The following is a 24,349-nucleotide window of genomic DNA, read 5'->3' as shown; positions in this document are numbered from 1 at the left end:
GGACGCCATGGGCGGAAAATTACCGCGTGGTGGCGAAACGCCGTTGCTCCAAGCCGATCCTGCGCGCCGGTGCCGCAGGCGCCTTGACCCAGCCCTGGGCGGCCGGCGCCTTTCTGTCGGGCTTGCTGGCGCTCGGCCCCTTCAGCCAGCGAATGATGGCCTCGAAGCCGTGCTTGGCCAGGCGCTTGGTGATCCGCAGGCTGTCGTCGTCGAGATCGCAGGCAAGGCCGATTTCCTTCCAGTCGAGCTTGTTGCCGCTCTGCGGCGGCATTGCCCGCCGGGTGACGAAATCAAGCATGTAGTGACGGAGGTTGTCGTAGTCGTGCTTGGGAAGGGCGCGGGCAAGCCGGAGCTCGCAAAACGATGCAATCTTTTGATGAAAACTGTGAACCGGGGCAGTCAATGGGGGCATGTCAGTTGGAACTCATACGTGGTTGGCCGGCGAGACGCCGGGGTACGGGCAGCTAAGTGAATCGCGTTAACGAAGCGTTTCGCTAGCCGGGTCGATTCATCGACGTGCCGCGCCGAGAAATCGTTAGAAACGTTGGAAGCCCAATCACCTGGCGATGACTGGGCTTCGTCCATGTACCAGCCAGCCGCCCTAAATGACGACCGACCGGAGATGGTTCGGCTTATTGTTTCAGGAGAACGTCAATGCGCGGTCGCCGTCCGCATCCTTGATGCGGGTGGGAAGTCCGATCCGGTTGAGGATGTCGAGGAACGGGCGCGGCGGCAGTTCTTCGACGTTGACCATCTGCTTCACGTCCCACTCGCCCGAGGCGATCAGCATGGCGGCGGCGACCGGCGGTACGCCGGCGGTGTAGGAGATGCCCTGCGATCCGACTTCTTCGAAAGCGTCCTTGTGGTCGGCGACGTTGTAGATGAAGACTTCGCGTTCCTGCCCGTCCTTGAGGCCCTTGACGAAATCGCCAATGCAGGTCTTGCCCTGATAGTTCGGAGCCAGCGACGACGGATCCGGCAGCACCGCCTTGACCACCTTCAACGGCACGACCTCGAGGCCTTCGGCCGTCTTTACCGGCTGTTCCGACAGGAGGCCGAGGTTCTTCAGGACGGTAAAGACGTTGATGTAGTGATCGCCAAAGCCCATCCAGAAGCGGACGTCGGCGCCGTCCATATGCTTTGCCAGCGAATGAACCTCGTCATGGCCGGTCATGTAGGCCTTGCATTTGCCGACCACCGGCAGGTCGTATTCCTTGCCGACCTCGAACATCGAATTGGTCTGCCACTGGCCGTTCTGCCAGGAATAGACGACGCCGGTGAATTCGCGGAAGTTGATCTCCGGATCGAAGTTGGTGGCGAAATATTTGCCGTGGCTGCCGGCATTGATGTCGACGATATCGACGGCGGTGACCTTGTCGAAATACTCATCCTTGGCGAGGCGCGCATAGGCGTTGACCACGCCCGGGTCGAAGCCGACGCCGAGGATGGCGGTGACGCCCCTTTCCTTGCATTCCTGCGCGCGCTTCCATTCGTAGTTTCCGTACCACGGCGGCGTCTCGCAGATCTTCTTTGGATCTTCGTGGATCGCGGTGTCCATGTAGGCAGCACCCGTATCCATGCAGGCACGCAGCACCGACATGTTGACGAAGGCGGAGCCGACATTGATGACGATGTCGGCCCTGGTCTTTTCGATCAGCGCCTTTGTCGCCTCGACATCCATGGCGTCGAGCGCATGCGCCTCGAGCGTCACTTCGGTTTTCAGGCTCTTTTTCTCGCGGACCGAGTCGACGATCGCGCGGCACTTTTCGACCGTCCTGGATGCGATATGGATGTCTCCCAGTACATCGCAGTTCTGTGCGCATTTGTGCGCCACGACCTGAGCCACGCCACCGGCGCCGATGATGAGAACGTTCTTTTTCATTTCGGGGGATGTCTCCTTTTCCTTTGGGGATATGACGAGCCTAGAGCGCCGTGCGTTCGGACGAACGCATCCTGGACGCTCTAGGTGTTTGATTCCAAAGCATCATGTCCGCCTTAAGTGATGCCACTTGCAGGCGGGATGCTTTAGGAGAGGCTTTGTTCGTAGTCGGCGAAGGTGAATTCGCGGACGAGCCTGACGCTGCCGTCAAGGTCTCGGATGGCGATCGATGGCATGCCGACGCCGTTGAACCAGTTCTTCTTGACCATGGTGTAGCCGGCCGCATCCTGGAACGAGACGCGGTCGCCGACCTTCAATGGCTCGGGAAAGCGGAACTCGCCGAAGATATCGCCGGCAAGGCAGGATTTGCCGCAGATCATGACGCTGTGTGGGCCAGCATTGGGCTCGACCTTTGCGCTTTCGCGGTAGATCAAGAGGTCCAGCATATGCGCCTCGATCGAGCTGTCGACGACGGCGAGATCCTTGCCGTTGTTGAGTGTGTCGAGAACGGTGGTCTCGAGCGTCGTGCTCCGGGTGATCGACGCTTCTCCGGGCTCGAGATAGATCTGGACGCCATGGCGGCCGGAAAAGGCCTTCAGGCGCTCGCAGAAGGCATCGACCGGATAGTCGTCGCCGGTGAAGTGAATACCGCCGCCTAGGCTGATCCACTCGGCGCGGGAAAGTAGCGCGCCGAACTTTTCCTCGATCTCCGACAGCATCCGGTCGAACAGGCCGAAGTCCTTGTTCTCGCAGTTGTTGTGGATCATGAAGCCGCTGATGCGGTCCATGACGGCCTCGACCTTGGCCGCATCCCATTCGCCGAGCCGGCTGAAGGGGCGGGCGGGATCGGCAAGGTCGAAACTGGATGAGCTCATTCCCGGATTGAGGCGCAGGCCGCGGGCGATGCCGGATGCCTTGTCCGCGAAACGGTCCAGCTGGCCGATCGAGTTGAAGATGATCTTGTCGGCATGGCCGATCACCTCTTCGATTTCGTTGTCGCCATAGGCGACGCTGTAGGCATGGGTTTCGCCGCCGAATTTCTCGCGCCCGAGCCGCACCTCATAGAGCGACGAAGAGGTCGTGCCATCCATGTATTCGCGCATCAGATCGAAGACCGACCAGGTGGCGAAACACTTGAGCGCGAGGAGCGCCTTGGCCCCCGATTTGTCGCGCACGTAAGCGATCTTCTCCATGTTTCGAAGCAGCTTCGCCTTGTCGATCAAGTAATAGGGGGTCTGGATCATGATGTGCCTTGTGTCTTCAAAAGCTCGCGGTGTCGGTGAAAGGAGTAGGGCTATCTGATGTGCAGCCCGAGTGCCCGTCGTTTCATGGCGCGGGCGGCAAGCGAGATATTGACCGAGCGCTTCGAGCGATAATTCGTGGCCAATGTCGCCGCCCTGCCTGCGTCGCCCAACAGGATGGAGGTGGGCAAGCGCTCGGGAGCGTGAGAACCGCTTGCCGCCGACGTCGGTTGGAACACTTCGTCTCCCGTCGAGCCCAACCAGATCAGCTCTTGCTCGGCGGGTCGCCGGAGAAAGGCCGCGGCCTCAAGAAAGTCGGCTTGAGCGGCCGCATCCTGCGGGTCGAGAAGAAGGCGTTCCTGGCTGGCGTGGATCGCCGTCCCGATCCTGTGCGGATCGTCCTTCGGTTTGCGCCACAGCAGATATCGTCCGTCGATCACGTCGATATATTCGTCGATCCTGCCGACGGGCAGAGGCTCTTCGGCAAACGGCCCGAAGAACTGGAAGGGATCTGCGGCGGATGCCGGTTCGCGGCTTGCGCATCTGTCCTCCCAAGCTTCGCGCTCGAAGTCGACAATACGTGCGACCGAGACCGCGATTTGCGGCCAGTTCGAAAGCGCTTGCTCGGCTACGCAAAGCGGCAGACCAGCGGCGCGCCAGAGGGCGTGGAGGATGGCAAGGCTGACACGCGCCGTTGCCGACAGGTCGAAGCACTCCGGATCGCCTGCGTCGGCCGGGCGTCGCGCGCCCCTCAGCATGTCGCAATCGAAAAGTTCGCCGAGCGCTGCCCGACTTTCGCCGAATGCGGTGACGATTTCGAGCTCGGTGAACAGGCCCGAGTGCCAGCTGTCAATTTGCGGGATGTTTTTCATATACGCTGTCGAGAACTAAGGGCCTGCTCGCTATCAGGAAGTCCGCTCAAGGCGGCACGAGCCGGCGATCGATTTCATCGTCTCAGCCAAAAGAGAGATAGCTGGGATGGAGTGACATACCCCGGTCGCGTACGACAAAAGCCGCGGCCGGGTTACGATCCCGTTTTCAGGCGAGCGGGTTCTCGAAGGGCATATGAAGTCACGATCAGCATGCCACTATCGTAATTGCGACGGCGCGTATGTCAAGGCGATGCGCCGGATGTGCGGAACCGCCGCACTTTCCCCATGCCCTTCCGCCCAATGGTGCCAGCCGCCCCCGTCCGGTCTCAGCCCAGCAAGGTTGCTGACTGCGGCGCAGCGGCCGAATTGAACGGAAATACGGTGGACGCTGGTTTGGCCGTGCTCGGATCTGAAGGTGAGACGGGAGCCTCACGAGATGGAACAAAATCGCGGCCGCCGTGCGAATATTGGAAGAGCGATCCCGCTCTGGCTTCCGTTCTGGTTTTGCATTGATTGAGAACCGGCGCCCGAGCTGTCACATTATCAGGGTCGCTTGACGTGCAGCCATCCTCCCGGCTGCGATAGCGATGTTCCCTCTGGAGGTTATACACCTCTCAATTTGAGGCCGCCGTCTGAACGGTGGCCTTTTTCTTTTTCTGTGTTCGACCGCTGGCAAAGCCGCATCCGAAGGGGTGGACTTGCGGACTCGAAATCTCCGTGGTAACGTTCCCATGAGTTCATGCCATGGGAGGGCGTGTTTGATGCAGCGGAGGCGGCCGACGATCATTGACGTCGCGCGCAAGGCGGGGGTGTCCAAGAGCACCGCCGGCCGGGCACTCTCCGGCGCGTCCAATGTCACGGACGAGGCGCGCGAGCGGGTTCTCGATGCGGCCCGTGCCGTCGGCTATGAGCGCAACGATCTCGCCGTCGGCATGCGGTCCGGCCGCACCGGTTTGCTTGGTCTCGTCATCCCTGACATTACCAACCCGTTCTGGGCCGAGGTGGCGCGCGGTGCGCAGGATCGCGCGGTCGAAAACGGGGCCTCGCTGCTGGTGTTTTCTTCCGATTGGGATCACAGCCGCGAAGCCAGCCACCTCCGGGCCCTGCGGCAGGCACGGGTCGATGGCGCGATTATCAATCCGGTCGCCGACAATTTCGACGATCTCGACAGGTTCGGACTGCCCTTCGTGCTGATCGGCTCGAGTGCCGAGCGTTTTCCGGCGACCTCCAGTGTCGGTTCCGATATCGCCCAGGCGGTACGGCTCGGCATGGACCATCTGGTTTCCAAGGGGCATCATGCGCCGGCGCTGATCCTGGGGCCGAAGTCGCGTATCGCGCGGGCCCGGTTTCTGCGGACTTTCCACGAGCATTGCGTCGACCGCGACATCGACCCGACAGCACTTCCAATGGAAGACGGTGAATATACCGTCGAAGGCGGGCGCACGGCGATGATGCGGTTGCTGCAACGCGACCGGGTCGGCCATCTCGCGGTCTTCGCCGCCAACGATCTGATGGCGCTTGGCGCCATGGTCGCAGTCCGCGAAGCCGGGCTTCGCTGCCCGGAGGATGTCTCGATCCTCGGTTTCGACGGCATTCCCGCAGGCGCATTTTCCTGGCCGGGACTGACGACGGTTGCCAAGCCCGGGCGTGAGATCGGCGTGCGCGCCGTCGACTGCCTGTTCGATGAAATCGCCGGCCGTCCCGAGCATGGCCGGGTGTTCATGCCATGCCGGCTGATCGAGCGCGGCTCGTTGGCCGATCTGTCGCTTGACCAGCCCAGACGCGCAGCAAGCTCCGGGAGGGGGTAGGAATGACCAATCGTGACGAGGTGGTGATCTCGCCTAAGTTTGGGAACGTTCCCAAATCAAGCGCACGCCGCAAGACGGGACGCGTTGCGCTCGCCGCCGACGGCTGGCGGCGCTGGTGGCCCTATTACGTCATGATGGCGCCGGGCATCCTGTTCTTCCTCGTCTTCCATTACCTGCCCATCTGGGAGGCGCGCATCGCCTTCGAACAGGTCCGGATCGTGCCGCCCAACATCTGGGTGGGCATCAAGCATTTCCAGGTGCTGTTCTCCTCACCGGTGTTCTGGCAGGTGCTCGCCAACACGCTGATCATCTCCGCGATGAAGATGGTATTCTTCCTGCCGGTGCCGATCATCGTCGCGCTGCTCCTGAACGAGGTTCGCGGCGGGTCGCTGCGCAAGTTCATCCAGTCGGCGATCTACCTGCCGCATTTCCTGTCCTGGGTGGTGATCGCCGGCATCTTCATCGCGGCGCTGTCGCCGACCGACGGTGCCGTCAACAATCTCATGGGCATGGCCGGCATGGCGCCCCGCTCGTTCATGACCGATACCGGCGCTATCCGCTGGGTACTCGTCTTCACGGAAATCTGGCGTTCGGCCGGTTGGGACAGCCTGCTCTATCTCGCCGCCATTATCGCTATCGACCAGCAGCTCTATGACGCAGCCGAGATCGACGGCGCCAACCGCTGGCAGAAGATCAGGCATGTCACCCTGCCGGGCATCGTGCCGACGATCGCGACGCTGTTCATCCTCAACGCCGGCATGTTCCTCAACGCCGACCTCAACCAGGTGATCAACCTCTCCAACGACGTAGTGCGCAGCAAGATCGATATCGTCGACACCTATGTCTACCGCATCGGTTTGCAGACCGGCGAATACTCTTTGGCAACGGCCGCCGGCCTGTTCAAGGCCGTGCTCGGCACGATGATGATCGTGATTGCCCACTTCGTTTCCAAACGCCTGACCGGGAAGGGAGTCTGGTAATGGCCCTGTCACGCAAGACCCCGATCGAACGCATCGAATATGCGATCATCGTTTCGACGCTGCTGTTGCTCGTCGTCGTCACGGTCCAGCCGATCCTCAACCTGCTCGCCGTCTCGCTGTCGGAGCCGGCAAAGGTGCCGGGCATGAGCGGGCTGACCATCATACCCAGGGGCTTCTCCTTCGAGGTCTGGAGCGTTCTCCTGCAGCACCCCAATGTGCAACGCGGCATCTTCAACTCGATCTTCATTACCGCCGTCAGCACCGTGATCGGCGTCGTCGGCACCGCACTGATGGCCTGGGGCCTTTCGCGGCCCGGCCTGCCTGGCCGCAAGGCGCTGTTCATCCTCGTTCTCGTCACCATCGTGTTCGAGCCCGGCATCATTCCGGACTACTTCGTCAACAAGCGCCTCGGCCTTCTCGACAGCTACTGGTCGGTGATCCTCTTCAAGGCGGTCAACGCCTGGTACCTGATCATCCTCATCCGCTTCTTCGAGGAAATCCCAAAGGAGCTGCTGGAAGCCGCCGAACTCGATGGCGCCAACCCTTTCCAGGTGTTCTGGCATCTGGTCCTTCCGCTCGCCAAGCCGGCGCTCGCGACCATCTCGCTGTTTTATCTCGTCTTTCACTGGAACGAGTTCTTCCGCGCGATGATCTATCTGAACGATCAGGGCAAGTGGCCGTTGCAGGTGGTGCTGCGCCAGTTTGTCATCGACGGTGACAAGGTCGCGATCGTCGGCGCCAACAACGCCAGCAACAATACCGGCGCGAGCCAGATCGATCTGAGGTCGCTCAAGGCCGGCATGATCCTTCTGACCATCGTGCCGATCCTGGCGATCTACCCGCTGATCCTGAAATTCTTCACCAAGGGAACCATGAGCGGCGCGCTCAAGGGGTGACGACGACACGAGACACGACAAAGAAGCCTATCTAAACGGAGGAGACGAAATGCTTAGAAAAATGGTCCTGCTGGCATCGACAGCCCTGGCGCTCAGCCTTGGTGCTGCCGCCCCGACAATGGCCGAACCGGTCAAGATCCGGGTTGTGTCCAAGGACTTCACCCCATCCAACCCAGACGACGTCAAGCACCTGCAGCGTATTGAGGAAGCGCTCCGGGCGCAGGGCACCGATCTCGACATCGAACTCGTCGACCTGCCGTCTTCCGGCTATGCCGACAAGCTGTCGGTCATGCTGCTTTCGGGCGATATCCCCGACCTGATCTATTTTCAGGGTGGCGACGCCAAGATGGTCGAGCAGGGCGTGCTTGAAGACCTCGGCCCGATGTTGGCCGACACCAAGTACCTGAAGGACGCGCTGTGGCCGCACAATGTCGAGCGCCTCAAGAACTATCCCTACCTGCTCTACGTCTATCCGGTACGCGGACCCCAGCCGGTGATCCGCAAGGACTGGCTGGAAAAGACCGGCCTCAAGGCGCCCGAAACCGTCGAAGACTATGTGACTTTGTTCAAGGCCATCAAGGACGGTGATCTCGACGGCAATGGCGTCGCCGACAGCTACGGCGTGACCACGGCCGACAACACCAACGAGCTCGATTCGATCTTCAACCAGGCCTTCGGCATCACCGGAACCTGGATGAAGAACGCAGGCGGTGAGTGGGTGCAGTCGCGCATCACCTCCCAAGAGAAGGATAAGATCGCCTTCTACGCCTCGCTGCGCGAGCAGGGCCTCTACGATCCCGAATACATCACCACCAAGTTCGACGTGAAGGAAGACAAGTTCTACACCGGCCGGGCGGGCGTGATCTTCGGCTCCTCCGGCGAAGTCATCGACATCTATGGCGGCAAGATGCGCCAGGTCCATCCGGGTACCGAACTGGTGCTTCTGGCGCCACCGAAGGGACCGGGCGGGCAGGGCCTTGCAGCGGTCGACGTCTCCAAGGAATCGCGCGGGCTGGCGATTTCCGCCATCTCCGAGCACAAGGCCGAAGTGATGAAGCTGCTCGACTTCATGGCGAGCCCCGAAGGCCAGATGTTCGATCGCCTCGGCTTCGAGGGTCAGGAATACACCAAGGACGGCGACAGCTACAAAGTCACCGACAAGATCGCGACATGGTACGCCCGTTTCATGGTTGCGGCCAACTGGACCCCACCCGTCGTTTGGCAGTCCGAAGCGGCGCAGCAGTCGCTGGCGACGATCCAGAAGGACTTCAAGCCGGACAACACCTTCGTGTGGCCGGCGGACTACGCGGCCGATCTCGACGCGACCGAAAACGTCTATCGGTCCTGGGTCTACAAGTTCATCTCCGGCGCCGCCAAGATGGATCAGTGGGACCAGTATGTCGCGGAGTGGGAAGCGGCAGGGGGAAAACGTCTCAACGAGTATGCAAGGACAGTTCTAGATGCAGAAAAGTAGCGTTCAAGGGCTCTCCCTGAAGGGGAGGGTCCGCGCGCTCATCCATGGCGTCGCGCTCGGCGACGCCATGGGGGCGCCGGTTGAAAAGCTGCCGGCCGCGGAGATCGCGGCCAGGTATGGGCGGGTGACGTCGCTTAACACCGAGTGGCACAAGATGTCGCTGGATGCCACGGCCCGCAACGGCCGGGTGCGCGGCAACGGCATCGTCACCGACGACACGCTGATGACGCTCTGCCTGATGGATATCTATGGCGAGGTCCGCAGGCATCTCGATGCCTGGGACATGGCCGACGGCATGGTCAAGCAGATCGCCTGGGTGCCGCGCTACGTGCCGGAACTGCAGCGCGAAGCGATGCTGATCGAGCGGCTGTTCTATCCCGAGAAGTGGATATTCCAGCGCCACCAGCTTACCTCGTGCGATCCGCGCCAAGGTGGCATCGGCAACATGGTCAATTGCGGCGCGGCGATGTATGTGGCGCCGATCGGCGTCGTCAATGCCTGCGATCCGAAGGCCGCCTATGACGAGGCGATCGCATTCGCCTCCGGCCACCAGGAAAGCTTCGGGCTTGAAGCTGCCGGCGCGTTTGCCGCCGCAGTCGCCGCGGCCTTCATCCCGGGAACGGATATCGAAGGCGTGATCGAAGCGGTTCTGGCACTGGCCAAGGACGGCACGCGCAACGCCATTGCTGACATCGCCGAAGTTGCCCGCAAGCTCAAGGCGCAGGGTGCGGACTATCAGACCGTCGTTGCCGCGTTTCATGCGGCCATCGCGCCCTATTCTCCCATGGGCGACGACGTCAACCACACGCCCGCCAAGGCAGGGCGGCTGACTGCCGCCTATCAGCCAAGCCGCCTCGGCTCGATCGAGGAACTGCCTTTGGCACTTGGATTCTGCCTGTTCAACGACGGCGATTTCCGCCGGTCGATCGAGGATGGCATCAATTCCGGCCGCGATACCGACTCGATCGGCGTCATGGCCGGCGCGATTCTTGGCGCGATGCATGGCGAAGGCGTCATCGATGCCGCCGACCACGCCCTGCTCGACGATGTCAACAAGCTGGACCTCACCGCCTCCGCCGATCGGTTCTCCGAAACGGCGACCATCATCCAGGCCGCCGACCAGGCGGTAGCCGACCGGCGGACCAGCTTCCGCGCTGCCCTCACATTCTGATTGATAACGAAAGACGCATGATGCCCAAGCTCAGCAAAGAGACGATTTACGAGAAGATCTATGCCGGTTTCATCGGCAAGGCCATTGGCGTTCGCCTTGGTGCGCCGGTCGAACCGACGATCTGGAGCTATGAGCGCGTCCAGAAGACCTATGGCGAAGTTACCCAGTACCTGCGCGATTTCAAGAATTTTGCCGCCGATGACGACACCAACGGCCCGGTCTACTTCATCCGTGCTCTGCGCGACTATGGCCTCAAGGCCAGTGCGGCCGATGTCGGCAAGACCTGGGTGAACTATGCCGCCGAAGAGCATGGCATGTACTGGTGGGGCGGTTTCGGCGTCTCGACCGAACACACCGCCTACCGCAACCTGCGCGCCGGCATCCCCGCGCCGCAGTCCGGATCGATCGCCCAGAACGGCGCAACCGTTGCCGAACAGATCGGCGGCCAGATCTTCATCGACAGCTGGGGCTGGGTGCATCCGGGCGAGCCGCAGAAGGCGGCTGACGCTTCGGCCCGTGCGGCAAGCGTCGCCCATGACGGCGACGGCCTGAATGGCGCCCGCTTCTGCGCTGCCGCAATCGCCAAGGCATTCGAGGCGACGTCGATCGCCGAGGTGATCGACGCTGCCATGGCGACCATTGACGCAAAATCGACCTATGCCCGCGTTGCGCAGGCCGTGATCGACTTCCACAAGGCCAGCCCCGGCAACTGGCGCGCCTGCCGTGACATGCTGACGGCCGAATGGGGCTATGACCGCTATCCCGGCGTCTGCCACATCATCCCGAACGCCGGTGTCACTGTCATGGCGATCCTTTATGGCGAAGGCGATCTGCCGCGCACCGCCGAGATCGCGACCATGGCCGGCTGGGATACCGACTGCAACGCCGGCAATGCCGGTGCCATCGTAGGCACGTTCCAGGGGCTTCAGCCGAACTGGCACAAGTACCGCAAGCCAATCAACGACTTCATCGTCGCCTCGGGCGTCGTCGGCTCGATCAACATCGTCGATATTCCGTCTTTTGCCCGGGAACTGACCGTGCTGGCGCTGCAACTGCGCGAAGACGATGTGCCGGCCCTTTGGTTCGAGGACTTTACCCGCCGTGGCGTCCGCTTCGACTTCGATCTGCCGGGCTCGACCCATGGTTTCCGCACCGAGGGCTTCAACCAGATCAGCCTCAAGGGCTCGGCCGAAAGGCAGGCCGAAGGCTCGCGCGGCTCGCTCGAGATCCAGCTTGACCGGCTCGAGCGCGGCCAGGGTGGACGTATCTTCTGGAAGCCGTTCTATCGCCGGTCCGATTTCGACGACGAGCGCTATCGTCCGATGTTCTCGCCGCTGGTCGATGCCGGCCAGAAAGTGTCGTTCAAGCTATGGCTCGATCCGTGGAACGGTGACGGCAACCTGCGCGTCGCGCCCTATATCCGCCGCGCGATGTCAGGCGCGATCGAAGAGACCGGTGCGTGGCACGTTCCCAACCACGAAGGCTGGCAGGACTACGCATTCACCGTGCCGGAAGGCGCCGAAGCGATCGACGAGATCGGCATTCAGGTCGAGTACTTCGGTCGTCTGAAATTCCTCGGCCGCCTGTTCCTCGCCGATTTCAAGATCGAGGGTGCTGGCAAGACTGTCATCGACCCCAAGACCGAAGTGCAGGAGTGGGGTGCGATCTCGCGCTTTACCTGGAACCGTGGTCACTGGACGCTGCAGGACGGCCGCATTCACGCCCATACGGCCAGCGATGCCGATATGTGGACGGGCCATTACTACGCCCGCGACGTCGAGGTCCTGGCGGATATCAAGCCGCTTACCGGGCCGTCGCAACTGGTGACGGCCCGCGTGCAGGGCACCAGCCGGTTCTATGCCGCAGGCTTCGACGGCGACGACGTCGTCATCCTCAAGGAGGATTTCGGCACCACCGTTCTCGCGCGCGCCCCGTTCAAGCGTGAGCTCGGCAAGAGCTACGGTTTCGCGTTTTCGGTAAAGGGCGATGCGCTGTCCTTTGCCATCGACGGCAAGCCGTTGATCGAGGCGAGCGATGACCAGTTTGCCTATGGCATGGCCGGCCTTCGCCTCGGCGCGCTCGGTCGCATGAGCGTCGGAACGTTCGAGATTATCGAGTCCGCCTGAGCGGGTTTGATCCTGCCTGCCGGTCCAACGGGCCGGCGGGCCAAGAACCGCGTCGGCGTATCAAGTGGGAGGAGAGACCATGTCCGAGATCGAACTGCGGAATGTGGGCAAGAGTTACGGCAGCCTGTCGGTGCTCGATAATATTTCGCTGGACATGGGCAGCGGCGAATTCGTGGTCCTAGTCGGCCCGTCCGGTTGCGGAAAGTCGACGCTGCTGCGGATGATCGCCGGGCTGGAAGACATCAGCGCCGGCGAAATCACCATCGGCGGACGCATCGTCAACGACATGCCGGCCAAGGAGCGCGACCTTGCCATGGTGTTCCAGAGCTATGCGCTCTATCCGCACATGAAGGTAGCAGACAACATGAGCTTCGCGCTGAAGCTTGCCGGTGTTTCGAAGAGCGAGATCAGTCGCCGCGTCAACGAAGCCGCCGACATCCTCGGGCTCGAACACCTGCTCGAACGGCTTCCGCGCGAACTGTCGGGCGGTCAGCGTCAGCGTGTGGCCATGGGGCGCGCCATCGTGCGCGATCCGCGTGCATTTCTCTTCGACGAGCCGCTTTCCAACCTCGACGCCAAGCTCCGGGTTAAGATGCGCGGCGAGATCAAGAAGCTGCATCAGCGCCTGGGCAAGACCACGATCTACGTCACCCACGACCAGACGGAAGCCATGACCATGGCCGACAAGATCGTCGTTCTGAACGGCGGCAAGATCGAGCAGATGGGGCCGCCGCTGGAGCTTTACAAAAACCCGCAGAACCTGTTCGTTGCCAGCTTCATCGGCTCGCCTGAGATCAACCTCTTGCGTGGCGAGGTCGACGGCCAGATGCTACGGCTTGCCGACGACGCCCGCCTGCCGCTGCCTTCGGGCCATGGGCTCGCACAGGGGCGCAAGGTCGTCTACGGCATCCGCCCGCAACACATCCAGCTTGCCGACAACGGCATCGCCGCCGAGGTTGTGCTGGTCGAGCCGACCGGGGAGGCACAGGAGGTCATGCTGCGACTCGAGACCACGGATATCACCGTGGTTCTCGGCGAAAGCGCATTACTGCAATCGGGCGCGAACGTGACGATCGGTTTCGACACCGCCAATATCCTATTGTTCGACGACAAGACCGGCGGGCGCATCCAATGAGCGAATTTGCCAGGAAACACTGGGATCCGAACGCCGAGGGGCCTCTCGAAGGGGTCAAGGTTCTCGACCTTTCGCGTCTCGTCGCCGGCAACATGTTGTCGCTGCAGCTTGCCGATTTCGGCGCCGACGTGATCAAGATCGAACCGCCGGCCGGTGATCCGCTGCGCGAATGGAAAGACGAAGGCCTGTCGCTGTTCTGGAAGACCTATGGGCGCAACAAGCGCTCTGTCGTCCTGAATTTGCGCGAAACGGCCGACCGCGAGGCACTCTGGGCGCTGGTTGCGAGCGCCGACGTCTTCATCGAGAATTTTCGCCCGGGAACGCTCGAACAGATGGGCTTTGGCCCGGAGGCGCTGCTCGCGCGCAATCCCGATCTCGTCGTCGTGCGCATATCCGGTTTCGGGCAGACAGGCCCCTATGCGGAATTTCCCGGCTTCGGCACCATCGTCGAAGGCATGAGCGGCTATGCCTACCGCACCGGTTTTCCCGACCGCGAACCTGTGCTGCCGCCGCTCGCGCTCGCCGACATGATCGCCGGTGTCTACGGCATGTCGGCGACGATGACGGCGCTCTTTGCGCGCGAAAAGGGCAGAGCGCGCGGGCAGGTCATCGACCTGTCGCTGCTGGAGCCGATCTTTTCCGTGCTTGGCCCCGAGGCCGGCATCTACGCGCTCAACGGCACGGTCAAGGAACGCATCGGCAGCGCCTCGAACACCGCATGCCCGCGCAACGTCTACCGCTGCGCCGATGGCAAATACGTCGCGCTCTCCGGTTCGACGCCGGCGGTCGCCCGGCGGATATTCGAGATCATCGGCCGGGCCGACATGAACGATGATCCGCGCTTCCGCTCCAACAGCGAACGCCTCAAGCATCGCGATCTGGTCGATGACGCCATCGGAGCCTGGTTTGCCGTGCGCTCGCATGACGAAGCCCTTGCCACCATGCGCGACAGTGGCGCAACGGTCGGGCCGATCTACAACATTGCCGACGCCACCGAGGACGCACATTTTGCCGAGCGCGAGGTGATCGTATCGCTGGATGATGCGGAGCACGGTGCGCTGCCCATGCACAACATCGTGCCGCGCATGTCCGAAACACCGGGACGCTTCCGGCGTCCGGCACCGGCGCTTGGTGAACATACGGCCGAGGTGCTGGCAGAAGTGGGGTTTAATGCCACGATAGCGGCGGCGATCGTTGCCGGAGCAGGCCGATAAGGCTGCGTCCCGCTTTACGCGCCGGCCATTCGGACCGTTACGGTAAAAGGGGCAGAAGGTCATCTCTACAGACGACATGCACCTTGTTGCCGTCGGGGTCGCGCAGATATGCACCGTAGTAGCCATCTCCATAGTGCGGCCTCGGACCGGGAACGCCCTCGTCCGTACCGCCGGCCGCAAGGCCGGCAGCATGGGCCTGGTCGACCGCCGCAGGTGTCGGCGCGAGAAATGCGACCATGCTACCGTTTCCCACACTGGCAGGCTTCCTGTCGAACGGCTCATAGACGTAGAAGCGCGGCAATGCCTGACCTGATGCGATCCAGCACGCTGCAGCCGGTCCGCCATCCGGAGCAACTGTTCGCCTGACAAGACCAAGAGGCGCGAGAACGGCGTCGTAGAAGACGGAGGCACGATCAAGGTCGCTGCAACCAACCGTGACGTGGCTGAACATGTTCATGCCCTGCCGACCGTTGGCTCTCCACTCGCCAGGATGGCGCCGGCAAGATCCAAATCGACGTTCCGGCCGGATAGCGTGACGGCAAACGTACGTCCCTCGAGCGGTATCTTGCGGGCGAGCACAGCCGCCAACGCGACAGCGCTTCCAGGCTCGAGAGCCAAGCCGAATTCGCTGAAGGCCACGCGCATGGCCTCCTTTGCTTCGTCATCCGTGACAGCAAGCGTACCGGCCAGATCAGGTCTGATGATCTCGAAGGGAATCTCTGCCATGTAGAGCCCGCTGATGGCGTCGCAGATCGAATGGCCGCCTGGTGCCAGGTTGATGCGTTTGCCGGCTGCGAGCGATTTCGCCATCTTCTCGAACCCAACGGCCTCGACGCCATAAACCTTGGTGGACGGAGACGCCTTGCTCAACCCCAGCAGGCAACCGGCGGTCAGTCCGCCGCCGGAGCAGCAGGTCAGCAATACATCGATCTGGGCATTCAGCCTCGCGGCCTGTTCCGCCATTTCAAGCGCGACGGTGCCGGCACCGGCAACCACCCAGAAATCGTCGGCCGGCGGTATAAGCACCCGATCCTCGCGACGCGTGATTTCAGCTGCCACGTCGGCGAGGTCTTTCATCGGAACCTTCACGACGCGTGCTCCATAGGCCGCGATCCGTTCGGCCTTTGCCGCCGGTGCGGTCTCCGGCACGACGACCACGGCTGATGTGCCCATCAGGCCGGCGCAATAGGCAATCGCAAGGCCGTGATTGCCGGAAGACCGGGCGACGACGCCACGCCGCCGTTCGTCGTCGGTCAGCGACCCCACCCTGTTGACCGCGCCACGCAGCTTGAACGAACCCGTGACCTGCAGGCTTTCAGCCTTGAGCAGCAACCGGCCACCATGTTTCTGGTTGAGATATTGCGATTCCAGCAGGGGCGTCTCGATGCAGTATTTGCCGATACGGCGGGCGGCCGCTTCGACATCGTGTAGAGTTGGCAGGGAAGTTGTCGGGACGGTGGAGAATGGCATGACGTTGATCCGGCGCTGCAATTTGTTTTACAAATGCACCGATGTCATAAGAGTTCAATTGGTTTATTGCCCTCGGAGCATTTGAGATGCTGGATTACCGCGCCGTCGCCGACGTTGTCGCCAGCGAGATCGCCTCTGGAAAGCTGCCGCCCGGTTCGCGGCTGCAGCCGCAAAGAACCTTTGCCTATGAGAGAGGAATAGCGGTCTCGACCGCCAGCCGTGTTTATGCCGAACTCGTTCGCCGCGGTCTGGTTATCGGCGAAGTCGGGCGTGGGACCTTCGTCAGGACGCCGGACCGGCTGCAATCTGCGCGGATTAGTGAGATCGCCGACGCGCCGATCGATTTGCAACTGGCGACATCGGGTTCCCTGCAGCAGGCGGCCCTGATGGCGCCGGCGTTCAAGAACATGGCCAACCCGGCAACACTCTTTGACGCCATGGACGCTCTCGGTCCCTTCGGGCCAAAGGGCGCCGGCGAGATCGTCACGCGCCATCTCGTGCACGATCATTGGTCCCCGAGGCCTGACGGCATCCTTCTTGCCGGTGGAGGACGCCAAGCGATTGCATGCGCCATGGCAGCTGTCTGCAAGCCTGGCGATCGCATCGGCGTCGAGCCGTTGACCTATCCCTCGGTCATCCGCATGGCGGCTCGGCTCGGCTTGCAGCTCGTGCCGCTTGAGATCGACGGTGACGGCGTCGACGTTGCGGCGCTTATCAGGGTGCATCGTGCGAAGCCGCTCGATGCGATCTACATCCAGCCGACTATCCATAACCCGCTCGGTTTTTCGATGTCGCACGCACGACGAACTGCCCTCGCCGAGGCGCTCGAGGAGACCGGGCTGCTCTGCATCGAGGACGCTGCCTTTGCATTCCTTTCCGACGCGGCACCGCTTGCGGCCTATGCGCCGGAGCGTGTCGTCTACGTCAACAGCATGCAGAAGCGGCTTGGTCCGGGCGTTGGCGTTGGCATTGTCGTCGCGCCGCCGCAGGTCAAGGATCGCATTGCCGCGGTGATGCGTGCCGGGGGCTGGATGGCGTCGTCTCTATCAATGCACCTGGTGCTATCCTGGATCTCTGACGGCACAGCCGCCCATGTTTCGGAGCTGAAGCGGAAGGATGGGCGCGATCGGCAGTTGCTGACGGCGCGCATTCTCGGCCACGTGTCGCCGTCGGCGGAAAGCAACGCCTTTCATATCTGGCTCGAACTGCCGGAGATCTGGAGTGCCGGGGCGTTCGTTTCGGCGGCAGCTGTACAAGGCGTCGCCATCACGCCTGCGGGCGTGTTTAGTGCCATCCCAGGGCGTGCACCAAACGCGGTGCGCGTCGCGATCTCCGCTCCGCCGCTCAAGGACCTGGAGCGCGGGCTTCACGTGATCCGATCCCTGCTGGCCTCGGTGCCTGGCGACGCCGAGATCGAGTGACGAAGACTTGAAGCAAGCGGGGGCATGGCCCGGCGCTTTTAATCTCGCCAACATCTCTACATCGGCGAACTACCATCTGCCGCGCAGCATCTCACAACATGGTGAAATGCGGCTCGCGTCAGCCGACGAACAGCGCGCGCAGCCGGGCGAATAGGCCGCTGCGTTCGCCAGTCGAGATCGACCTGACGAGTTCTGCGGCCGTCTGCGCGTTCACCGTTGCACCGAAATGGCAGTAGCAGATCACGCCGTGCAGCTGCCAGTCGCGCAACTCGAAGAACCTGAGGGCTTCGCCATAGGTGTCGTTTTCCATGCCTGCGGCACGCAGCATGGTATCTTCGAACGCGACGGAGATCGGCGAGCCGTCGCTGCGCAATGTATCGCGCACGGCAGCGGACTGGTGTTCGGTTTCATACAATGTCGCCAAGTGTCGGGACGGGCTCTGCTCGAGAACCTCCGCCCAACGTTCGAGGCGTTCCCTGCGAGACATGCTCAGCGGCCGGCATTCCGGTTCGATTTGTGCAAAGACCTGCAATTGCTCGCGTGTATGGTGCTTCATTGTTGCCTCCATTTAGACGATAGATGCTCTGCGCCAGCCCATTTCACCCTACCGAAAGCGTGACTCTTGTTGGGCGCGAAGTCCAATCACGATGATGCTTCGTGACCCGCTGCCAATCCGGCGCCGCGACAATCCGTCCACAGGCAACACGCCCGCATGGGCGAAGTACCCAGATTTTGACATCTTGTGGGATCACTCAGGCTGCGTATTGAGGGAGGCTTCCATGAAGACAAAGGCACGCGACCGCGAACTCATCGACGTGATGAGACGATATTTCGCGGCAAAAGCTGAGCTATCCGAGCTACGAGCGCAGCTGGAGCAGGCCAGACGCGCCGCCGGTGCGGACATCGGTAGCTTTTACGATCCGCGCACCAATACCAGCCATGCAGACGACGTCATGCGTTCGCATGCTCTCAACAGCGAGATGCGCTCGCTGATGGATCGAGCCGAAGCCTGGGGCAGACAAGAGATTGCGACATTGAGACGAGATTTGCCGGCGGAGGAGTTGCAATCCGAACCGGATCCAACGGATGAGCCGGCTGCATCCGGTATCGAATAAGCGCCGTCCAACCCTGAGGTCGTGCCGAGAGCCTTGACGCGTGCCCGGATACAGGGACATGCCGCCGGCATGACAACCGTAACTGCGCAAGCGCGATAGGCTCGGAGCGCCAAGTCACCCTGAGCGTGCATTGGCGGTCTTCGGTCAAGCCGTGGCGCCAAGCAGCCAAGCCCCGCTGCAGCATTGGTGCTTTCGATGAACGCAGAGAGCGATCAGGGCCTTCGCCGCGGGACATCGGCCGCGATTCCCTGTCGTTGCGTCAAAAATTGGAATAAAACCTGGAGTGGAACGTAGAATAGACCGCCTGTCGATTACCCATTGGTGCTGGTAAGCTATGGAAACTCCCTTCTCCCACAGTAAATTCCCGGTTGAATTGCGTGAGGTATTAAGACAAACTCTGTCGCGCAATCGTTTGTCCAATCGCTTCCTAGATTAGTGGCCGAAGGGCTTAGATACTGCTGTTGAATTTTTTTCGGCACGCGGATGCCAATCAATATTGGCGGAACGGCTTAAAGGTACAAATGGCTTTCTTGCTGCAAACCTTTGGGGGCTTGAGGCTCGTCGATTCAGAGGGAAGGCAAATTGCCTATCCCGAGAAAGGTTTGTTACTTCTCGCTTATTTGCTCACGACCAAAGATGGAGCCGAACACCGAACGGTGATGGCCGCATTCTTGTGGGGCAACGAAGACAGTGCCGTTCCGCTCGTGAACATGCGCAAGTTGATTTCCAGGATAAAGGTCCGCCAGGACGAAATTGGAGCGCAATTCCTCTCCTTTACCAGTAGCATGATCCATATGGATCGCGCGTCGTTGTCATCGGACATGGATCCGGCGACCGATAGCGAAATAGCCGATCCCTTGCCCCAGCTCCGCAGCCTTGCAACGCTGATGCACAGGTCATTCCTGGGGGCGGTCGGCTGTCAGAGCCGCGCTTTTTATGGCTGGCTCGCGGAACAGAAAGACCGCCAAAATACCCTTCTCAAAGCTTTGTTGCGAAAAGCGGCGCGCGCGCCGCGTTCGGAGGAAGAGGCTGACGTTCTCAAGGATGCGGGGATATTGCTCATCGAGGCGGAATACGCGGATCCGAATCCCGATACGTTGCAGTTGCTTGTCGAAATCTTTCAAGCCGAAGAGCAAGTCGACCACCTCAGGAAAATTCTCGAGAGGCGACGCGATGCGCTTGCACGAGGTGCCGATCTCGTGAACACCTTGGCGAGCCGGGATGCCGGACCTGGACCGGTCGCACGGCCGTACGCTCGTGCCGCCAGCATGTCCGAACCTGATTTTCAGACTGGATCTGGACAAACGCACCGTCATGCAATCCCTCGTCTGGTGCTGTTGCCTCCAAGCGACTATGTCGGGCGCCCGGACTTTGGCTTCATCGCGAGCGCCCTGATCGAGGACATCACCATCGGGTTTTGCGCCTTCAACAGCCTTCAGGTGATCGCCCACCATTCTGCCGTCCGGATCGGGCGCCAGCTTGAGGACCAGGCTGATTTCTTTGAGCGATTTTCTCTGAACTACATCCTCGACAGCCGGATCAGCAGTCAGACAAGCGAAGGGACGTTGTTCGTCCAGCTCATCTTCTTTCCCGATAATGAAGTCGTGTGGGCGGAAAGGTTCAGCCTGAGCCATCCGGAACTCGTCGCCACCCGGCGTGTGATCGCACGAAACATCGCGCTTTCGGTTTCAAGCGAGATCGAGCGGCATGAGGCGGCGCGTCTTTATCGCGAGCTGAATCCGGCAGCGTACCACAGCTATCTCGTGGGACGACGGCACCTGAACCGGCTGACGCTGCCGGACCTGCGGCGCGCCCGCAAGGAGATGAAGACCGCACTCCATGCGAGCGCCGATTTTGCGCCGGCGCTGAGTTCGATCGCCAGGACCTACTCAAAGGAATGGCTGCTGACGGCACGTGGCGACCTCGAACTGCTGAAGGCGGCCGAGGTGTTTGCTACGCGTGCCATCGGGGCCCGCCGGAATCTGGCAGACGGCTATCGCGAGTTCGGCGTGGCCAAGCTGTTGCAGGGGGCTTTCGATGAAAGCGCGGAAGCAATGGAACTCGCGGAGACGCTTGGTCCCCATTATGCCGATATCATTGCCGACCATGCCGATACACTCGTCCATTGCTCGCTTCCCGGCAAGGCGTTGGAAAAGATCGAACATGCGATTGAGCTCAATCCGTTGAGCCCGGACTCCTATCTCTGGACCGCCGCAGGTGCGAACTACGCGTTGAGTGAATTCGAGACATCGCTGGATTACATCGGACGTATGGCCGATCCGAGCCTGGCCGACAGGCTCTCGGCCGCGAACTGGGCGATGTTGGGCCATAGGGACAGAGCGCGTGTCTTTGTTCGCCGGGTGCGCGAAGCCAACCCCAATTTCGACCTGGACACGTGGCTTGCCGCCGTTCCCAGCAAGGAACAATGGCACAAGGACCTCTACAGAGAAGGCTTGAAGAGGGCAGGATTTTAGACCGAGCAGATCCATAGTGAGAGGGGAATACGGATGGCCAAAGTTGTTGTGATAGGTATCGAAGGTGAGGACGGCCTTTGGATTGTCGATCTGAAGGCTCGCAGCGTCGAGCCGCTGGATTCACCGAAGGCCGGGGGACTGAAGACGGTTGCCGATCTACGTGCCGCCGGGGTGAGCGTGATCAAGGGGGCCGACGTGGCGTTGGTCGTCAAGTCGGCTGCCGCCGCGTCGTCGGGGCACTACGAAGGGTAGGGCGCCGGCTTAAAAAACGGCAGCACAAGCCTGGCTGAAGGCGTGGATTGTCTCGGCCATGGGGTCAAGGTGCAGCGCAATGCTGGTGTGAAGCCTCGGCGTGACTTGGTACGCCCCGAGTTTGGACTGCTGGCGCCAGAGCGTATGCAGCGCGGGGGATGCCTAGCAATCATCCAAGCGAACTCAGGCACGGGCCGGTTACATCACAAATCATCAGCGCGCTGACTCAGGACTCCACTTTAGCGGCTTTGAATAAATCCTGAGCTTCGTAGCCTGATTGTAGCCGCTCGCCTTATAGTATTCGGCAGTGGCGCCCTCACTTTGCGACAAAAGCCACGCGCTCGAAAAGCCGGAACTCAAGGCTTCAGCCTCAAGAAATCTTAGCAGTTGCTTGCCGATGCCACGTCCCTGGTGAGAAGGCAGAACCGCGATTTCAGGAATGTACAGGCCCCTGCCGGCCGCCGACGTATGGGGGAGGCCGATCGCAAAGCCAAGCAACGCGCCATTTTCCAATGCCCCGACGCCGAGCCAACCGGGAGTGGTCGACAACTCGCCCATCCGTGCCGTCGCTCTCTCCAAGGTCCACGCCTCGTTCCAAGGCGGCCCGATATATGCCTTCACGATGATGGCCGCCGCCCGCAACGCGTGGTCTTCATTTATCCGTTGGAAGATGACCGGCATTCAAGCTCCGCTTGTCACGTGCTGTTAAGGCAGAAATCACGGCCATTCAGTATTCCAATCGCTGGCAGATAACAACTCTACGGTATTGCTGATAGTAATTCAAACGCGCTGATTGAAGCGCGAGTATTACCGGCAATCCGCCAGTCTTGAGTTCGGAATGATCTGCCACGATTTGGGGTAGCCGACCTTCGGTCCTGCTTCACTGACGCTATCGATGCGAGGCGTTGCAGCCATCTTAGAAGCCGGTGCGTGCGCAGGTTCCTCGAACTGCAACATCGCGGTCGTGCGACAAGCGCTGCTCAACCTCAGGATAATGCAGGCGGTTTGGCTGGCGCGCGCCAAACCGTGCCGGTGGAAGCTTGAACCAGCACTCATGTGAGAACGAGACTGCCGCAAATGATCCGAGGCACCGAGCGGTTTAGCCAGGCAATAGAATCAAGAAGCCGGCGAGATGCCGGCTTCCTCTGGGTGTGAATCCAATCAGGCCGTCTGGAGGCCTACAGCCGGTTCCGGATCCTCTATGGACTTGCCGGCATTGTAGACGGTCTCGTCGAGAATGCCTTCGCGCTTGGAGACGATCGTTGGCACCAACGCCTGTCCGGCGACGTTGACGGCAGTGCGGCCCATGTCGAGGATCGGGTCGATGGCAAGCAACAGGCCGACACCTTCGAGCGGAAGGCCAAGCGTCGACAGGGTGAGCGTCAGCATGACGGTCGCCCCCGTCAGGCCGGCAGTCGCGGCCGAGCCGAGCACGGAAACGAAGATGATCAGCACATATTCCTGCAGCCCGAGCGGTACGCCAAAGAATTGCGCGATGAAAATCGCCGAGATTGCCGGGTAGATCGCCGCGCAACCATCCATCTTGGTCGTAGCGCCAAGCGGGACGGCAAAGGCGGCAAACTCGCGCGGCACGCCGAGGCTCTTCTCCGTCACGGTTTCGGTGACAGGCAGGGTGCCGACAGAGGAGCGCGAGACGAACGCGAGCTGGATTGCCGGCCATGCACCGGCAAAGAAGCGCGATGGCTTCAGGCCATGCGCGATCAGCAGCGCGGGATAGACGACGAAGAGCACGATGGCGAGGCCGATATAGACAGCAGCTGCATACCAGCCGAGTTGCGCCAGCGTTCCCCAGCCATATTGCGCCACGGCGCGGCCGAGCAGGCCGATGGTGCCGATCGGCGTCAGGCGAATGACCCACCAGAGGATCTTGCGGACGATCGCGAGAAGCGACTGGTTGAAGGCAAGGAAGGGCTTGGCCGCTTCGCCTGCTTTCAGCGCGGCGGCACCAAAGGCGATGGAAACAACGAGGATCTGCAGCACGTTGAAATTCAACGACGTACTGGCACTTCCTTCCGTCAGCTTGGTGCTTGCCTCCAGGCCCAGCATGTTGCCGGGAACCAGGCCCTTGAGGAAATCAAGCCATGAGCCGGCATAGGACGGCGCCTTGGCAGCCTCCTGCGACACCGCCGAGCCGACGCCTGGCTGGATGATGAGGCCGAGCGCGATGCCGATGATGACAGCGATGAACGAGGTGATCGCGAACCAGAGGAGGGTTTGCCAGACGAGCTTCGCTGCATTCTGAAGCGTCGCCAGATTGGCAATGGAGGCAACGATCGCCGTGAACACGAGCGGCGGGACCAACGCGCGCAGAAGCTGCACGAAGATGGAGCCGATCGTCTGGAGCGTCACGGTCAACCAGTTGGGGTTGCCGGCCGCATCGACGCCCATGTTTCGGGCGATGAGGCCGAGCAGCAGTCCAATGACCATGGCTGCCAGAACTTGGAAACCGAAGGACATGAAAAACGGCTTCGGCGGGGATTTGATAGTGGCTTGGGACACGATTCACACTCGATTGATTGATGGAGCAGAGCGTTCGGGAGGAAACTTCCGCAACGGCGACAAATTAGTCAAGGTTGTGACAGAGGATAAGCAACCGTTTGGCTCGGGACCAATCATAGGTGGAATAATTTTCCCGGTTGAACGCTTGGCCACGGTGCATGGCGGAGGGGCGAAACCGGCAATCCGTTACGTTGCGCCCGTTTGCTGGGCCGCAAGCCGTGTATTCGGGCGCTGGCGGGTAGCAGCGTAAGCTATCCACACATACCAATCCGACGCCACTGCTCTATCTGGTGCCTGTGGA

General features: G+C 61.4%; 22 protein-coding genes. 13 read left to right on the top strand and 9 right to left on the bottom strand.

The window, feature by feature from the left end:
• Window positions 1-19: 19 nt before the first annotated feature.
• The 4 genes from BKP54_RS26275 to BKP54_RS26260 all read right to left on the bottom strand — a co-directional run bounded on the left by BKP54_RS26275 (window position 20) and on the right by BKP54_RS26260 (window position 3,992).
• Window positions 20-412, bottom strand: coding sequence for a hypothetical protein (locus BKP54_RS26275; RefSeq protein ID WP_128090501.1), 393 nt, complete (start codon window positions 410-412; stop codon window positions 20-22).
• Window positions 413-640: 228 nt separating this feature from the next.
• Window positions 641-1,882 (bottom strand): saccharopine dehydrogenase family protein, encoded by a 1,242-nt coding sequence (locus BKP54_RS26270; RefSeq protein WP_084815166.1) that lies wholly within the window; start codon window positions 1,880-1,882, stop codon window positions 641-643.
• Between the two features lie 143 nt (window positions 1,883-2,025).
• Window positions 2,026-3,123 carry a carboxynorspermidine decarboxylase gene (nspC, locus tag BKP54_RS26265; protein WP_084815165.1) on the bottom strand — a complete coding sequence of 366 codons (1,098 nt, stop codon included), beginning with the start codon at window positions 3,121-3,123 and terminating at the stop codon, window positions 2,026-2,028.
• 50 nt (window positions 3,124-3,173) lie between these two features.
• The gene (locus BKP54_RS26260; protein ID WP_084815164.1) at window positions 3,174-3,992 is read right to left on the bottom strand and encodes a hypothetical protein; all 819 of its coding nucleotides are present in this window, start codon (window positions 3,990-3,992) and stop codon (window positions 3,174-3,176) included.
• Window positions 3,993-4,753: 761 nt separating this feature from the next.
• Here BKP54_RS26260 and BKP54_RS26255 point away from each other — a divergent pair.
• The 8 genes from BKP54_RS26255 to BKP54_RS26220 all read left to right on the top strand — a co-directional run bounded on the left by BKP54_RS26255 (window position 4,754) and on the right by BKP54_RS26220 (window position 14,796).
• Complete coding sequence (locus BKP54_RS26255) at window positions 4,754-5,800, top strand: LacI family DNA-binding transcriptional regulator (protein ID WP_025429688.1); 1,047 nt, start codon at window positions 4,754-4,756, stop codon at window positions 5,798-5,800.
• A gap of 2 nt (window positions 5,801-5,802) precedes the next feature.
• Window positions 5,803-6,780 (top strand): ABC transporter permease subunit, encoded by a 978-nt coding sequence (locus BKP54_RS26250; RefSeq protein ID WP_084815163.1) that lies wholly within the window; start codon window positions 5,803-5,805, stop codon window positions 6,778-6,780.
• On the top strand, window positions 6,780-7,676 hold the full coding sequence (locus tag BKP54_RS26245) for a carbohydrate ABC transporter permease (protein WP_053247821.1): 897 nt from the start codon (window positions 6,780-6,782) through the stop codon (window positions 7,674-7,676). The genes BKP54_RS26250 and BKP54_RS26245 overlap by 1 nt, the downstream gene beginning before the upstream one ends.
• 49 nt (window positions 7,677-7,725) lie before the next feature.
• Window positions 7,726-9,150 carry an extracellular solute-binding protein gene (locus BKP54_RS26240; protein ID WP_225906381.1) on the top strand — a complete coding sequence of 475 codons (1,425 nt, stop codon included), beginning with the start codon at window positions 7,726-7,728 and terminating at the stop codon, window positions 9,148-9,150.
• Window positions 9,137-10,321: an ADP-ribosylglycohydrolase family protein gene (locus BKP54_RS26235; RefSeq protein ID WP_057205892.1), complete on the top strand. Its 1,185-nt coding sequence runs from the start codon at window positions 9,137-9,139 to the stop codon at window positions 10,319-10,321. The genes BKP54_RS26240 and BKP54_RS26235 overlap by 14 nt, the downstream gene beginning before the upstream one ends.
• A gap of 17 nt (window positions 10,322-10,338) precedes the next feature.
• A complete protein-coding gene (locus tag BKP54_RS26230; RefSeq protein WP_245317908.1) occupies window positions 10,339-12,447 on the top strand; it encodes an ADP-ribosylglycohydrolase family protein in 2,109 nt (702 codons plus the stop codon).
• A gap of 79 nt (window positions 12,448-12,526) precedes the next feature.
• The gene (gene ugpC, locus BKP54_RS26225; RefSeq protein WP_084815162.1) at window positions 12,527-13,582 is read left to right on the top strand and encodes a sn-glycerol-3-phosphate ABC transporter ATP-binding protein UgpC; all 1,056 of its coding nucleotides are present in this window, start codon (window positions 12,527-12,529) and stop codon (window positions 13,580-13,582) included.
• Entirely contained in the window at window positions 13,579-14,796 is a 1,218-nt protein-coding gene (locus BKP54_RS26220; RefSeq protein WP_057212711.1) for a CoA transferase, read from the top strand. The genes ugpC and BKP54_RS26220 overlap by 4 nt, the downstream gene beginning before the upstream one ends.
• Before the next feature lie 37 nt (window positions 14,797-14,833).
• Here BKP54_RS26220 and BKP54_RS26215 read toward each other — a convergent pair whose 3' ends face one another.
• Together BKP54_RS26215 and BKP54_RS26210 are read right to left on the bottom strand one after the other, a co-directional pair.
• Complete coding sequence (locus tag BKP54_RS26215; protein ID WP_057206150.1) at window positions 14,834-15,247, bottom strand: VOC family protein; 414 nt, start codon at window positions 15,245-15,247, stop codon at window positions 14,834-14,836.
• Window positions 15,248-15,249: 2 nt separating this feature from the next.
• On the bottom strand, window positions 15,250-16,266 hold the full coding sequence (locus tag BKP54_RS26210; RefSeq protein WP_084815161.1) for a threonine/serine dehydratase: 1,017 nt from the start codon (window positions 16,264-16,266) through the stop codon (window positions 15,250-15,252).
• Between the two features lie 86 nt (window positions 16,267-16,352).
• On the opposite strand from BKP54_RS26210, the gene BKP54_RS26205 reads away from it, so the two are divergent.
• Window positions 16,353-17,687, top strand: a complete 1,335-nt coding sequence (locus BKP54_RS26205; RefSeq protein ID WP_084815160.1) for a PLP-dependent aminotransferase family protein — start codon at window positions 16,353-16,355, stop codon at window positions 17,685-17,687.
• Window positions 17,688-17,805: 118 nt separating this feature from the next.
• Here BKP54_RS26205 and BKP54_RS26200 read toward each other — a convergent pair whose 3' ends face one another.
• Window positions 17,806-18,243 (bottom strand): hypothetical protein, encoded by a 438-nt coding sequence (locus BKP54_RS26200; protein ID WP_025429699.1) that lies wholly within the window; start codon window positions 18,241-18,243, stop codon window positions 17,806-17,808.
• 223 nt (window positions 18,244-18,466) lie between these two features.
• Here BKP54_RS26200 and BKP54_RS26195 point away from each other — a divergent pair, with 223 nt between their 5' ends.
• From BKP54_RS26195 to BKP54_RS26185, 3 genes are all read left to right on the top strand, one after another.
• Entirely contained in the window at window positions 18,467-18,802 is a 336-nt protein-coding gene (locus BKP54_RS26195; protein ID WP_025429700.1) for a hypothetical protein, read from the top strand.
• Window positions 18,803-19,323: 521 nt separating this feature from the next.
• Window positions 19,324-21,276, top strand: a complete 1,953-nt coding sequence (locus BKP54_RS26190) for a hypothetical protein (RefSeq protein WP_057205902.1) — start codon at window positions 19,324-19,326, stop codon at window positions 21,274-21,276.
• Window positions 21,277-21,309: 33 nt separating this feature from the next.
• On the top strand, window positions 21,310-21,528 hold the full coding sequence (locus BKP54_RS26185; RefSeq protein WP_057205904.1) for a hypothetical protein: 219 nt from the start codon (window positions 21,310-21,312) through the stop codon (window positions 21,526-21,528).
• Between the two features lie 213 nt (window positions 21,529-21,741).
• On the opposite strand, the gene BKP54_RS26180 is transcribed toward BKP54_RS26185, so the two are convergent.
• Both BKP54_RS26180 and BKP54_RS26175 read right to left on the bottom strand, forming a co-directional pair.
• The gene (locus BKP54_RS26180; RefSeq protein WP_025429703.1) at window positions 21,742-22,209 is read right to left on the bottom strand and encodes a GNAT family N-acetyltransferase; all 468 of its coding nucleotides are present in this window, start codon (window positions 22,207-22,209) and stop codon (window positions 21,742-21,744) included.
• A gap of 480 nt (window positions 22,210-22,689) precedes the next feature.
• The gene (locus BKP54_RS26175; RefSeq protein ID WP_025429704.1) at window positions 22,690-24,048 is read right to left on the bottom strand and encodes a dicarboxylate/amino acid:cation symporter; all 1,359 of its coding nucleotides are present in this window, start codon (window positions 24,046-24,048) and stop codon (window positions 22,690-22,692) included.
• On the opposite strand from BKP54_RS26175, the gene BKP54_RS35405 reads away from it, so the two are divergent.
• The gene (locus tag BKP54_RS35405) at window positions 24,005-24,298 is read left to right on the top strand and encodes a hypothetical protein (RefSeq protein WP_107027870.1); all 294 of its coding nucleotides are present in this window, start codon (window positions 24,005-24,007) and stop codon (window positions 24,296-24,298) included. The genes BKP54_RS26175 and BKP54_RS35405 overlap by 44 nt on opposite strands.
• The last annotated feature ends 51 nt before the right edge of the window (window positions 24,299-24,349 follow it).

Source organism: Ensifer sp. 1H6 (genome assembly GCF_001976035.1).
Taxonomy (GTDB): domain Bacteria; phylum Pseudomonadota; class Alphaproteobacteria; order Rhizobiales; family Rhizobiaceae; genus Ensifer; species Ensifer canadensis.
This window is presented reverse-complemented; position numbering and strand designations above follow the sequence as displayed.